This is a genomic window from Acerihabitans sp., from assembly GCF_036398755.1.
Classification (GTDB): Bacteria; Pseudomonadota; Gammaproteobacteria; order Enterobacterales; family Enterobacteriaceae; genus Acerihabitans.
In genome coordinates, this window is record NZ_DASWOM010000059.1 from 57,440 (window position 1) to 69,719 (window position 12,280).

Consider the following 12,280-nt stretch of genomic DNA (forward strand, 5'->3'; position numbering starts at 1 on the left):
GTTATAAACATAACCGGGTGCATAGACATTACACGTTATTGATAGGGGTAAAAAGCTAGTATTAAGTGTAGTTATTACCTGTACTTTAGTACAGGTTGTTAGGGTTTTTCTTTACTGATACCATAAATTAACTTTGTATTAAGTTAAAGCAGCAAGCATTAATTAATAATGATAAAAGGATAGACTATGTTTAATTTAATCAGTGTTAAGTACCAGGATATTATCAATGATAAACTCGATGAACTGTATCTGCTCCGGAAGAAAACCTTTAAAGATCGGCTGGACTGGCAGGTCACCTGCGTTGGCGACAGGGAATTTGATGGCTATGATAATGAACATACGCATTATTTACTAGGATGCTATGACGGAGAGATCGTCTGTAGCGTACGCTTCATTTCCATGGACCAGCCGAATATGATTACCGGTCCGTTTAAGGATTTTTTCAGTTATCAGGCGCCCGAAGATGGCGCATTGATTGAATCCAGCCGTTTTTTTGTCGATAAAGAGCGGGTTAAGGAACTTGCCGGCACCAAACTGCCGTTTTGCCATTTGCTGTTCCTGGGTATGGTGAATTATGCCCGCACCCTGGGCAAGCAGGCAATAATGACCGTCTGTAGCAAATCCATGTATACCATTCTTAAACGTAGCGGCTGGAATATAGCCGTCGAGAGCACCGGGCTGTCGGAAAAAAAAGAACCGGTATATTTACTTCGTCTTGGCATTGGTGATGACAGCCAGGAAGCGCTGATCAAATACATTCGCCGTCATTATTGTTGCGAGGGAAGTTATCTTAAAAAATGGCCTATTTACCTTTAACCGATGGAGTGAGTTTTTGGTTGTAACACCCTACCGTAAAGATGGGCTATAGCCGCCCTGATGTGAATAAAATCGGGTGATGATATTTAGCGGTCGGAGCTAATCAGTTTCAATGGCATGAGAACGTACGTCGCCATTACGCATGAAGATATCCATATGATGATGGCGCTCCTGTCATTGACAACTGCTCAAGCCTGAATGATATTATTCATAAGCGTTGAATAGCTGTAAATCAGATGCTTTTTTAATGGCGTGTTTGGCATTAACCACTCCAAGTTTTACAATTAAATTGCTGATATGGAATTTAACGGTACTTTCCGTTATGCCCATGATAATGGCGATCTCGCCATAGGTTTTACCCGCGCTTGCCCAGCGGAGAACTTCCGTCTCCCGAGTGGTCAGTGTCCTTCCATTCCCCTCCGGTCGCAATTTATAGGGACGTATGTGCATAAATTGTTCATGCACCGAGAGCAGCAGCAGCTGGATGTTTTTTTTATGCTCCTTGATGCATTTGCTGAGCAGTCCGCAATCTCCCTCGGCGTATAGGCTCAGGGTCGCCAGGTTATTTTCATGATCGTGCAATGGGAAAGTATAACCGCTGAGGATATTGAATTCCCGTGCCGCGGCAAAAATCTTGTTATAAGCGCTACTATTAAATAAGAGCGTTTTATCGTCCCATACAAAGGGTGTGATGCTTTTTCGCGCCAATAAAACAACAGGGTCATATTTATATAATGTCATATTGATGTATTTTTCTATCCATTTGGGCGGATAGTTGGAGTATATGACCGGCATCGACGGTGGGTTTTTGTTGATCACGGTGTAAGCAAACCGGGTCTGCGCCGGGAAGCTTAATTCGTGGAAAATAACATCGCTGATAATTTTATTAATAAGATCATCTTCATTTTTTCTGATTGAATTTACGGTAAGAAGCATGTGGATCTCATCAATTTAGCAGGATATGGCTAATGCCATTGAATGCGCCTAATGCGTTAAAAGAAAAAGTTTTATTATTTAATATTATTTTAATCGATAGTAAATCAAACGGCAGGCTTGGTCAACGAGAATATACGTTGGCGCAGAGAAAGAACATGGAATATAATTATAATGCGAATTATATCAAAAGTATTATTTCGCCGCCTCTGCGGCCATGTCGCCTTTTGCAGGGTGATACCGCTCACTTGCCGGACACCCGCGCCGCCCGTATACTGCCTTTCATGCTGACGCGGCGCTATCTCATTCATGTCGTAAGCATTAGGAGTTAAATAATTAACTGAGTGTATACTCTATGCAGTCTCAACGATTTCGCTAAGATAAGTCAGCGGGATATCATCCCCATGGAGTTAGGCCGGGGAGTAGGAAACGCAGAATGCCGATCGGTCTGAAAAGCAGGATCATAGCAAAAATCACCAACAAGTATCGTATGCTCTTTTGGGTAATCATCCCCTTGTGCTTTTTTGTTTTCTCCGTTGCCCTCATCAGCTTTTTTGCCCTGCAAACCTTGAAAAGCCGTGCCGATCATGAGATTCGCAGTACGCAGGCTTTTATCGATACGATATTGAACGACGCCAACGCAACGGCAAATGAAGCCATAACGCTATTGGGCCGGCCTTGTCCCGCGGTTGTCGACCAGTTGAGGATCATCGGGATGAAGCACTCGTTTGTGCGCACCGTCAACCTGGCCCATGAAGGAATGATCTATTGCGCTCCGGTGGCGGTGCCGCCCAATATGAAGCCGCGGCAATACGCCTCGATGATGGATAATCCGGCCCCGGAAATAGAGTTGCGCGACGGCACGCTGCTGTTCCCGGGGGTCGCCGTCATCGTATTGCGCAAACATCATGGCAACGATGGCGTCGGCGTAGTCATTGATACGCAATATATGCGTTATATGATGCAAACGGTCGGCACTAATAACCTGATTTTCCTGGGCATAAAAAACCTGTTCCTGGCACCGGACGGGCGGCTTCTGCCATCAAGCGCGCTGCAGAAGGGATTTATTTCCGTAAGCCTGGTCTCGCCGAATTTTCCGTACGTCTTGAACGTGGCCATTACCTATCGTCAGTTTCTTGCGTATCTTGTCGATACCTATGCGCTGCTCGTCCTGTTTTCGGTGGTGGTTAGCCTGGTCATGTCGTTGCTGATACGTAATTGGCTGACGGCCACCACCTCCATCCGGTCCAATATAGCCCTGGCACTAAAACGTAATGAATTTGAACCCTATTTCCAGCCGGTGATGAATGCGTCAAGGGACTGTTGCACGGGCGTGGAGATTCTCGCGCGCTGGCGGCATCCCACGGACGGTTTTGTTTCTCCCGAGGTGTTTATCCCGCTGGCCGAGGAGTCGGGACTTATCATTCCCCTGACGCAACAGCTGATGCAACGGGTAGCGGTGGTGATTGCCGGCAGCGATGCGCATTGGGACGCGGTATTGCACGTCGCCATCAACATCTCGGCGATCCACCTTGCCAATCGGCGAATTGTCGATGATTGCGCGGCTTTCATGCGCGTGGTGCGGCACAAAAACATCCGGCTGGTGCTGGAGTTAACCGAACGGCAGTTTATCGACGTTAACGACACGACGCTTGACGTGCTGGCCGGGTTGCGGCAATTGGGCGTGGCAATCGCCATCGACGATTTTGGCACCGGCTATTCCGGCCTTTCCTATCTCAGTAAAATGGATATCGATTTCCTTAAGATCGATCAGTCCTTCGTGGCGATGATTGAAGAGGAGCCCACCTCGCGCATTATCGTGGACGTGGTTATCGATCTGGCCACCAAGCTAAATATGGTGCTTATCGCCGAAGGTGTGGAGAATGTGCGGCAAAAGACCTATTTGCTGGATAAACGCGTGTTCTTTCAGCAAGGTTATTTTTTTGCCAGACCGATGGCGATGTCGCAATTTTCCTTATATATGCGCGAGGAACAGGCGCGCCATAACGCCCAGCCCATAGCACCATAATCCGTCTGGCACGGTTTCTTATAATCATTTTGTGAGCTTAGTCCCAAACAAGAATAGTGCCTTATTTATCCATGTATACAGCCAATATGTATATGGATAATTGTCTCATATCCTTCCATATTTCAATCGTTTCCTGCGCGTAAGTCTTTATTTTTTTAATATAACGCATTGAAAAAAACGCCGTAACGCGAAACCTGTCCGCATTGCCTGCTCTGGACATTTTAACTCTAGCTATCACTACCTGTTATCGCATCATGAGGATAAATAATATGAAAAGAAATCCCCTACACAGCTGGTTAACCGCGGGTTGCCTGGGTTTGATGATGAGCGCCTCCGGCGCCTTGGCCGCGCAGACCGAAATCGTCAATATCTCCAAGATCGCCGGCATGCCCTGGTTTAACCGCATGGGCGAGGGCGTCACCCAGGCTGGAAAAGATTTTTCCGTCAATGCCTATCAGGTCGGTCCATCCAGTACCGATGCGCCGCAACAGGTAAAAATCATCGAAGACCTGATTGCCAAGAAAGTCAGTGCCATCACCATCGTGCCCAATGATGCCGATGTGCTGGAGCCGGTATTTAAAAAGGCGCGCGCGGCGGGCATTGTGGTGTTAACCAATGAATCGCCGGGGCAGCCGAGCGCCAATTGGGATGTCGAAATCATCGATAACCAGCAGTTTGCCGCCGACAACGTTGAGGAAGTCGCCAAGGCCAACGGCGGTAAGGGGGGATATGTCATTTACGTGGGCAGCCTGACGGTACCCCAGCATAATCTCTGGGCCGATCTGTTTGTGAAATACCAGAAAGAGCACTACCCCGATATGCATGAAGTGACCAGCCGCATGCCGGTATCGGAAAGCATCGATGATTCCCGCCGCACTACCCTGGATCTGATGAAGGCTCATGCGGATCTGAACACCATCGTGGCCTTTGGTTCGCAGGGACCCATCGGAGCCGGACGCGCGGTTAAGGAAAAGCGCGCCAAAAATAAAGTCCATGTCTACGGCATGATGATCCCGTCCCAGGCGGCGTCGCTGATTAAAAGCGGCGATATCACCGAAGGCATTACCTACGATCCGGCCACCGCGGGATATGCGCTGACGGCGGTGGCGGCAAGCCTGCTGAAAGGCGAAAATATCGGCCCGGGCTATGAAGTAAAAGGGCTGGGCAAAGCGGAAGTGGATGCCGACAAAAAAGTGATCAAATTTCATAAGGTACTTCGGGTAACCAAAGACAATATCGACGGCCTGTATTGATTGTTCGCCACTGTTGACATCCTGTGATGCTATGGCCGGGAAGGGACCGTCCCTCCCGGCCGACCATCCTGACACGCTACTATGAGGTTGCAATGAAGCCGTTAATTGCTATGGAACATGTCAGTAAAACGTTTTATGGGGTGAAAGCGCTTAATGATATTGCCCTGACGTTATTGCCGGGCGAGGTGCATTGCCTGGCCGGGCAAAACGGCTGCGGCAAGTCTACGCTGATTAAGATTATCTCCGGCGTTTATCAACCGGACGCCGGGGCGAAAATCACCCTTGACGATCGGGAGTTTACCCATTTGACGCCGGGCGAATCCGTAAAGCGCGGCATCCAGGTGATTTACCAGGACCTTTCCTTATTCCCCAACCTGAGCGTGGCGGAAAATATCGCCATCAATCTTTATCATAACCATCTCTGGGTGAATAAACGCCATCTCTACCACCTGGCGCAGCGCACCCTGGACGATATCGGCATCCGGCTGGACCTGGACGCCCCCCTTGAGACGCTGTCCATCGCACAGCGGCAACTGGTGGCGATCTGCCGGGCATTGGCGCAGGACGCGCGGCTCATTATTATGGACGAACCCACCGCCTCGCTCACCATGACGGAAGTCAAAGGGCTGCTGCGGCTGGTCCATCAGTTGAAGGAGCGGGGTATCTGCGTGGTGTTCGTCAGTCATCGGCTTGATGAGGTCATGGAAGTCTCCGACCGCATTACCGTCCTGCAGGACGGCGAATACATCGGTACCTTTCCCGCCGCCGAAATGGGCAGTAAGCAGTTGGCTTTCCTGATGACCGGCCTGGCGTTTGATTACCGCGTGCTGACTCCCTACGCGGGCGACAAGCCGGTGGTGCTGGACGTGGAGCGGTTAAGCCGCCGCGGGCAATATCATGATATTTCGCTACAGGTGCGCCAAGGTGAAATCGTCGCCATTACCGGGCTGCTGGGCGCCGGGCGCACAGAACTGTGCCTGAGTCTGTTCGGCCTGACCCGTCCGGACAGCGGGAGCATCAAAATCGACGGGCGGCAGGTGGTTTTCAACAGTAATCGCGACGCGATAGCGGCGGGGGTCGGTTATGTTTCGGAAGACCGCCTTGGCACCGGGCTGGTCATGGAGCAGTCCATCGAAGACAATATTATCTCAACGGTCCTGGCGCAGGTTAAAAACCGCTGGCATCTTGTCGATCCGCGCAAAGCGCAGGCCCTGGTCGATGAAATGATCGGCCGGTTGACCATCAAGTCGGAAAACACCTCGCTGCCGGTCAATACCCTGTCCGGGGGCAATGCCCAGCGGGTGGCGATCGCCAAATGGCTGGCGACCCGTCCGCGTCTGCTGATCCTGGATTCGCCCACGGTCGGGGTCGATATTGCCAACAAGGCGGGTATTTATCAGATTATCAACGTGCTGGCCGGTCAAGGCATCGCGGTATTGATGATTTGTGATGAAATCGAAGAGGCTTATTTTAATAGTCACCGTATCCTGGTAATGCGCGCGGGCTCGCTGGTGGCTGAATTCCTTACGTCACAAACCACCGAGGCGGCGCTGGCGGAGGTGGTGAATGGTTAATAAAGCCGCGTTGCATCGCCATGAGGTATTGTTGATCGCGACCATCCTGATCATGGGGGTCGTATTTAGCCTTAACAGCAGCGATTTCCTCACCTTCGGCAATATTTACGATCTTGTCAACAATTACGCCATGCTGCTGATACTGGCCTGCGGACTGTTTATCGTCCTGATTTCCGGCGGCATCGATATCTCCTTTCCGGCCATGACCATTATCACGCAATATATTATGGTCACCGCGCTGCTTAAATTCGGCGGTAATTTCCTGGTGGCGTTCCTGATTGCCGGCGGCGTCGGCACCTTACTGGGCCTGATTAACGCGGTATTGGTCAACCGGCTGAAAGTGCCGTCCATTATCGTCACTATTTCGACGCTGAATATATTTTATGGTTTGCTGCTCTACTTTTCCAAAGGGGTGTGGCTGTATAAGTATCCCGACTGGTTTGAAGGCGGCCTGACGCTATTTACCTTTACCGCCGCCGACGGAAATGACTACGGGCTGAACCTGCCCATCATGACCCTGCTTATCGTGCTTATCATCACCGGCCTGTTGATGAAGCGCAGCAGTATCGGACGCAAGATCTACGCCATGGGCGGCAATCGCGAGGCGGCTTCCCGGCTGGGCTTCGGTATTTTCAAGCTACAGCTGTTTGTCTATGGTTTCATGGGGCTGTTGTCGGGCGTGGCGGGGGTGGTGCAATCCTATACCGTGATGACGGTGGCGCCAGACTCGCTGCTGGGATATGAACTGACCGTGCTGGCGGCGGTGGTGCTGGGCGGGACCAGCATTATCGGCGGGCGCGGCACATTGCTTGGGACGGTGCTGGGTGTGGTATTGCTGGCAATGTTGCAAAACGGCTTGAATTTGATCGGTGTGTCTTCCTATTGGCAAATGGTGATTACCGGCCTGGTCATCGTGGTCAGTATCAGCTCCACGGCCTGGAGTCAGCGCGGTAAATCGGAGATCCTGTCATGAGCGGCGCCAAAGTGAAAGATCATGTAGAGTTATATTTGGTGGCGTTGCTGCTGCTGGTGATGCTGACCTTCAGCACGCAAATCCCGGGCGTATTCTGGTCGGCGTCGAATTTCCAGTCCATCGGATCGCAACTGCCGGTATTGGGCGTGCTGGCGTTCGCCATGGCGGTGACCATGCTGACCGGCGGCATCAATTTGTCGATTATCGCCACCACCAATTGCTGCGCCCTGACCATGGCCTGGGTGGCCACCCATTTTGCCCCGTCAGCGGGCAGCGCGCTGTTAATGCTGTTGACCGGCGTCGGCATGGCCTGTCTTATCGGCCTGCTTAACGGCGTGCTGATCGCCGTAATCCGCGTCTCGCCCATATTGGCCACACTCGGCATGATGACGTTACTCAAGGGCGTGACTATCCTTATCTCCAAGGGCACCGCCATTTCCAATTTTCCCCCTTATATACTGTGGCTGAATAACACCAACTGGCTGGGCATCCCGGTGCCGTTGTATCTCTTTGCGCTGGTGGCGCTTATCATGTGGGTCGTACTGGAACGTTCACCGCTGGGCCGCCGTATTTATCTTATCGGATCCAACCAGCGGGCGGCCCATTACGCCGGCATTAACACCCCGCGCACCTTGATGGCGGTCTATATTATCTCCTCGCTGCTGTGCGTAGCCGCGGCGCTGCTGATGATGTCCAAGCTGAACTCCGCCAAGGCCGCCTACGGCGAGTCCTACCTGCTGACCAGCATTCTGGCGGTGGTGTTGGGGGGCATTAATCCCGACGGCGGTTTCGGCAAAATCGCCGGCATGGTGCTGGCGCTGATCCTGTTGCAAATGCTGGAAAGCGGCCTGAATATCATGGGAATAAGCAGCTACATCACCATGGCGTTATGGGGCGGGCTGTTACTGGCGTTCCTGTTTCTCAAGGGCATACGCTTGCCTTTTGCCAGCCGGTAGTCGGCCGGAGCCGAAATAAACACCGCGCGGTAGCCGGGCCGCGCGGTGTTACCGACAAGCCTCTCCCTCCACCGCGAACATCAACCATGAAAAAATCCTTCTTGGCAGGGTTATCCGGTCAAGGCGTTAACCCGCGCCATATATGATTCTAAAAAAATAGTGCGTTATGGTATTTCTTTGCCATTATCGATGTTGGCGGAGGAAATATATGTATAACTAATTATATGCAATATATATTTAATAAATGCCATGGTGAATGATTCAATATTCAAGGAATTGTCGCCTGTTTACCAAAACGAGGTCAATAAAGATGTTACTATACAATGGACGGCCGTTAGCAGAATCGTTAATATTGACTTTTAGTTAACATGCTATGTCTTAAACACATACGCAGTTAGGGTATTTTATATTTTCCTGTTGTTTATCACTTAATAAGAAAAAACGAGGCTGATAATAAGTTATTTACCTTGCTCAACTATAATAATTACCGGTATTATCAATTTATGAGTTCACAATATCATTAGTATTTGAATGATGAGTGGTTAAAATAATTATTTTGATATTTTAATGAGAACACTAGACGGCGAATAGCGTTAGTCGCCTTGTTCATTTCGCGTTCGATAACCCGTTATTAAAACAACGAAAATTGTGAGTTACCTAAGGAGAAGATACGATGGAGATTGAACGGCACGACATAGAATACGCAGGAGACAAGCTGGCGGTACGGATACACCATGAAGGCGCCAACAGCGCATCCCCGCGGCCGACGGTACTGATGTGCCATGGGTTCTTTTGCATACAAGATATATTATTAGCCGGCTTTGTTAAGCGTTTTGCCGAAGCCGGTTATAGCGTCGTGACCTTTGATTACCGTGGATTCGGCGAGAGTGAGGGCGATACCGGGAGAATCGTGCCCGAACGGCAGATTGAAGACATCATGGCGGTGTTGTCCTGGTGTCAGGACCAGCCCGGCATAGATGCCCAGCGCATCGCCTTGTGGGGTACTTCGCTTGGCGGCTGCCACGTCATCGAGGTGGCGGCGCGCCGCCCGGAGGTTAAATGCATTCTCAGCCAGCTGGCTTTTGCCGACGGCGAGCAATTGGTGACCGGCGATATGGGCTATGAGGAAAAAACGCGCTTTATGGATACCATGTCCAGGATGGCGAAGAAAAAACAGCAGAGCGGTCAAGAGCTGCTGGTGCCGATTATCAAGGTGATGACCGACGAGGAGTCGCGGGTGTTCTTTGAAAAGAAAAAAAAGGATTACCCTAACCTGGCAAGCAAGGTTCCCTACCTGGCGGTATGGGAGACCATCCTTTATCATCCGGTGCAAGCCGCGGCGAGGATAACGCAGCCGACGTTCATGGTATTTGCGGAATATGACAAAGTTATCGCGCTGGAATACGGCCTGGCCTTATATCGGGCTATTAGCGCGGAAAAAAGCTGCCATATCCAACCCAAGGCGGCGCATTACCAGGTATTTGCCGGTGAGCATCTCAACCAAATCGCAGGCAGGCAGCTGGCCTGGCTGCAACAGCACCTCTGAATGGCGTCGGCAAGCCTCCTCCGCCGTAGTACCTAGCCCGGTGTTCTCCGGGCCACTCGCCGGTGTTATTTTCTGCCGGGTTGACATCGCCACCCGCCATTGATTTGCGACGGCGAAGGCATGGCGGTTCAGAAAAGGCTTTTTAGCAACGACACTTCCAACGGCGTGACGATAAGATCGGTCAGCCCTTCCACCATGGTTTTAAGATGTGCCGACTTGCTGTGCTTTTGCACAATCTCCTCGCTTGCCCAATGCTCGACAAAAATAAAATGATCGGGCCGTACAATGTCCTGATTCAATTGATACTGCAGGCAGCCTTCCTCCTTGCGGGTGGCTTCAATACAGGGTTTGATCACCGCTTTGATGGCTTCCGCCTTGCCCGGTTTACCTTCGACAACCGCAACGATATGGACATCTGTAGACATGACATTCTCCGAATAACTGTTATGAATTATTAACAATATGGTAATAGCCTGCTTTAATCATAACGATACCAATGATAAAAAGCACAATTAAAGGAATTCGATATGGCGGGTACCAGTCTGCTGGCACTACTTGATGATATCGCGTCCATACTGGACGACGTCGCGGCGATGAGCAAGGTGGCGGCGCGTAAAACCGCCAGCGTGCTCAGCGACGATCTGGCGCTTAACGCGCAGCAGGTCTCCGGCGTCAGGGCCGACCGCGAACTGCCGGTGGTATGGAAAGTCGCCAAAGGTTCATTGGTCAACAAGGCGATACTGGTGCCGCTGGCGCTGGTTATCAGCGCTTTTATCCCCTGGGCAATCACCCCGTTGCTGATGCTGGGCGGCTCCTATTTGTGCTATGAAGGCGTTGAAAAACTGATCGAGAGCCGGCATCGCCGCCAGTGGAAAAAAAATCATCCTGAATCCGTTCCGCCCGCTCCGGCGGACGCGGCGTCGATGGCTGCAGTCGGGACCGGTCAGGCGGATGCGCGGGCGAAAGCGCCGGAGATAACGCAAGAGGACGTATTGGCGCTGGAAAATAAAAAAGTCAAGGGCGCGGTGCGCACCGATTTTATACTCTCGGCGGAGATTATCGTGATTTCATTGGGCACCGTGGCCGGGGCGCCATTGATGAGCCAGGTGGCGGTGATGGTGCTGATCGCCATTGCCATGACGCTGGGCGTCTACGGCATCGTGGCGGCCATTGTCAAAATGGACGATGTGGGCCTTTACCTGAGTCAACTGCCGGGCCAGGGCGGCGCGCGCGGCTGGCTGCGCGCCACCGGCCGTGGCGTGGTCAACGCCGCGCCCTGGCTGATGAAATCCCTGTCGGTTATCGGCACCATCGCCATGTTCCTGGTGGGCGGCAGCATACTGGCGCACGGTTTGCCCTGGACCCATAGCCTGCTCGACGGCATTTCAGCAGGCCACCAGGGTTTGATCGGCACGCTGATGACCAGCGTCACCGATATGCTGCTGGGACTGGCGGCGGGCGGGATTATCGTCGCGGTGGTAACGCTGGGTATGAGGATGGTCCGTCCGCGCGAGCCGTCATGACCCTTTGTCCGAAGATCTTTTAATGATGCTGTCAAAGCGGGCCATGGCCTTCTGGCTTTACAAATGATTGAACAGTACGATTTAAACCTCAACCATAAAGACAGATATGGCTTTACTGCTTTGCAATGGGCCGTAATTCACAGTAATATCGCCGTTGCCAGGTTGCTATTGTAAAAAAAATTCAGATGTAAATTCTGTTGATCACTACGGTGAATCAATTTTGATGAGGGCGGCCAGAAGTAGTAATGACCCCATCATGTTTGAATGGCTACTTGGACAAAGCGGAATTTAACTACGCGACAAATTAGGCAAGCGGCCAAATGTTCTGGATCTCGCGATAATGGAAGGTAAAATAGCTTATGTAAAACTGATTTGTGAAAAAAAACCGGAATTTTCTTTTTTTAGAAAAAATATCTAGGAATGTTTAAAGACGGCATTACGTAGCAAAAACATTGTAATGTTTAATTTTTTATTTACTATTACAGAATTTGCTACTGTATACCAAAAATCTGATATTCATTCGTATCTTCAGTTGGCAGTGGGTTATAATAATGCAGGTATGACTATTCTCTGCTTAAAACGAGCTAAAAATGATTCAATTATAAAATATAAGGACAGGTATGCCGATTTGTTAAAAGCCTTATTGGATAAAAATATTGAATCGGTCAGTGATCTAA

The 12,280-nt window shown here is 50.7% G+C and carries 13 protein-coding genes; 11 read left to right on the forward strand and 2 right to left on the reverse strand.

Going from position 1 to position 12,280, the window contains the following annotated elements; translation table 11 throughout:
• Positions 1-186 precede the first annotated feature (186 nt).
• Positions 187-816 carry an acyl-homoserine-lactone synthase gene (locus VGC33_RS09910; RefSeq protein ID WP_331120581.1) on the forward strand — a complete coding sequence of 210 codons (630 nt, stop codon included), beginning with the start codon at positions 187-189 and terminating at the stop codon, positions 814-816.
• A gap of 204 nt (positions 817-1,020) precedes the next feature.
• Here the strand turns inward: VGC33_RS09910 and VGC33_RS09915 are convergent, their stop codons facing one another.
• Positions 1,021-1,752: a helix-turn-helix transcriptional regulator gene (locus tag VGC33_RS09915; protein ID WP_331120582.1), complete on the reverse strand. Its 732-nt coding sequence runs from the start codon at positions 1,750-1,752 to the stop codon at positions 1,021-1,023.
• 32 nt (positions 1,753-1,784) lie between these two features.
• Between VGC33_RS09915 and VGC33_RS09920 the strand changes: the two genes are divergently transcribed.
• The 7 genes from VGC33_RS09920 (at position 1,785) to VGC33_RS09950 (ending at position 10,080) form a co-directional block, all read left to right on the forward strand.
• Positions 1,785-2,081, forward strand: coding sequence for a hypothetical protein (locus VGC33_RS09920; protein ID WP_331120583.1), 297 nt, complete (start codon positions 1,785-1,787; stop codon positions 2,079-2,081).
• Positions 2,082-2,185: 104 nt separating this feature from the next.
• Positions 2,186-3,778, forward strand: a complete 1,593-nt coding sequence (locus VGC33_RS09925) for an EAL domain-containing protein (RefSeq protein WP_331120584.1) — start codon at positions 2,186-2,188, stop codon at positions 3,776-3,778.
• 320 nt (positions 3,779-4,098) lie between these two features.
• Positions 4,099-5,031, forward strand: coding sequence for an autoinducer 2 ABC transporter substrate-binding protein (locus VGC33_RS09930; protein WP_414636917.1), 933 nt, complete (start codon positions 4,099-4,101; stop codon positions 5,029-5,031).
• Between the two features lie 92 nt (positions 5,032-5,123).
• Positions 5,124-6,605, forward strand: a complete 1,482-nt coding sequence (locus tag VGC33_RS09935) for a sugar ABC transporter ATP-binding protein (RefSeq protein WP_331120586.1) — start codon at positions 5,124-5,126, stop codon at positions 6,603-6,605.
• Positions 6,598-7,578 (forward strand): ABC transporter permease, encoded by a 981-nt coding sequence (locus VGC33_RS09940; protein ID WP_331120587.1) that lies wholly within the window; start codon positions 6,598-6,600, stop codon positions 7,576-7,578. Before VGC33_RS09935 ends, VGC33_RS09940 begins: the two co-directional genes overlap by 8 nt.
• Complete coding sequence (locus VGC33_RS09945) at positions 7,575-8,534, forward strand: ABC transporter permease (RefSeq protein WP_331120588.1); 960 nt, start codon at positions 7,575-7,577, stop codon at positions 8,532-8,534. The genes VGC33_RS09940 and VGC33_RS09945 overlap by 4 nt, the downstream gene beginning before the upstream one ends.
• A gap of 673 nt (positions 8,535-9,207) precedes the next feature.
• Positions 9,208-10,080: an alpha/beta hydrolase gene (locus VGC33_RS09950; RefSeq protein WP_331120589.1), complete on the forward strand. Its 873-nt coding sequence runs from the start codon at positions 9,208-9,210 to the stop codon at positions 10,078-10,080.
• A gap of 128 nt (positions 10,081-10,208) precedes the next feature.
• Here VGC33_RS09950 and VGC33_RS09955 read toward each other — a convergent pair whose 3' ends face one another.
• A complete protein-coding gene (locus VGC33_RS09955; protein ID WP_331120590.1) occupies positions 10,209-10,505 on the reverse strand; it encodes a putative quinol monooxygenase in 297 nt (98 codons plus the stop codon).
• Between the two features lie 102 nt (positions 10,506-10,607).
• On the opposite strand from VGC33_RS09955, the gene VGC33_RS09960 reads away from it, so the two are divergent.
• The 3 genes from VGC33_RS09960 to VGC33_RS09965 all read left to right on the forward strand — a co-directional run.
• Positions 10,608-11,603: a DUF808 domain-containing protein gene (locus VGC33_RS09960; RefSeq protein ID WP_331120591.1), complete on the forward strand. Its 996-nt coding sequence runs from the start codon at positions 10,608-10,610 to the stop codon at positions 11,601-11,603.
• Positions 11,604-11,666: 63 nt separating this feature from the next.
• Positions 11,667-11,777, forward strand: coding sequence for an ankyrin repeat domain-containing protein (locus VGC33_RS23235; protein WP_414636916.1), 111 nt, complete (start codon positions 11,667-11,669; stop codon positions 11,775-11,777).
• A 283-nt stretch (positions 11,778-12,060) separates the two neighbouring features.
• Positions 12,061-12,280: hypothetical protein (locus VGC33_RS09965; protein ID WP_331120592.1), on the forward strand; the 220-nt coding region annotated here is incomplete at its 3' end.

Bases quoted from the DNA above. Each gene is read 5' to 3' on its own strand.
- VGC33_RS09945 (WP_331120588.1), top strand. From the start codon at position 7,575: ATGAGCGGCGCCAAAGTGAAAGATCATGTAGAGTTATATTTGGTGGCG.
- VGC33_RS09920 (WP_331120583.1), top strand. From the start codon at position 1,785: ATGCCATTGAATGCGCCTAATGCGTTAAAAGAAAAAGTTTTATTATTT.
- VGC33_RS09940 (WP_331120587.1), top strand. From the start codon at position 6,598: ATGGTTAATAAAGCCGCGTTGCATCGCCATGAGGTATTGTTGATCGCG.
- VGC33_RS09950 (WP_331120589.1), top strand. From the start codon at position 9,208: ATGGAGATTGAACGGCACGACATAGAATACGCAGGAGACAAGCTGGCG.
- VGC33_RS23235 (WP_414636916.1), top strand. From the start codon at position 11,667: ATGATTGAACAGTACGATTTAAACCTCAACCATAAAGACAGATATGGC.
- VGC33_RS09960 (WP_331120591.1), top strand. From the start codon at position 10,608: ATGGCGGGTACCAGTCTGCTGGCACTACTTGATGATATCGCGTCCATA.
- VGC33_RS09935 (WP_331120586.1), top strand. From the start codon at position 5,124: ATGAAGCCGTTAATTGCTATGGAACATGTCAGTAAAACGTTTTATGGG.
- VGC33_RS09915 (WP_331120582.1), bottom strand. From the start codon at position 1,752: ATGCTTCTTACCGTAAATTCAATCAGAAAAAATGAAGATGATCTTATT.
- VGC33_RS09930 (WP_414636917.1), top strand. From the start codon at position 4,099: ATGATGAGCGCCTCCGGCGCCTTGGCCGCGCAGACCGAAATCGTCAAT.
- VGC33_RS09925 (WP_331120584.1), top strand. From the start codon at position 2,186: ATGCCGATCGGTCTGAAAAGCAGGATCATAGCAAAAATCACCAACAAG.
- VGC33_RS09955 (WP_331120590.1), bottom strand. From the start codon at position 10,505: ATGTCTACAGATGTCCATATCGTTGCGGTTGTCGAAGGTAAACCGGGC.
- VGC33_RS09910 (WP_331120581.1), top strand. From the start codon at position 187: ATGTTTAATTTAATCAGTGTTAAGTACCAGGATATTATCAATGATAAA.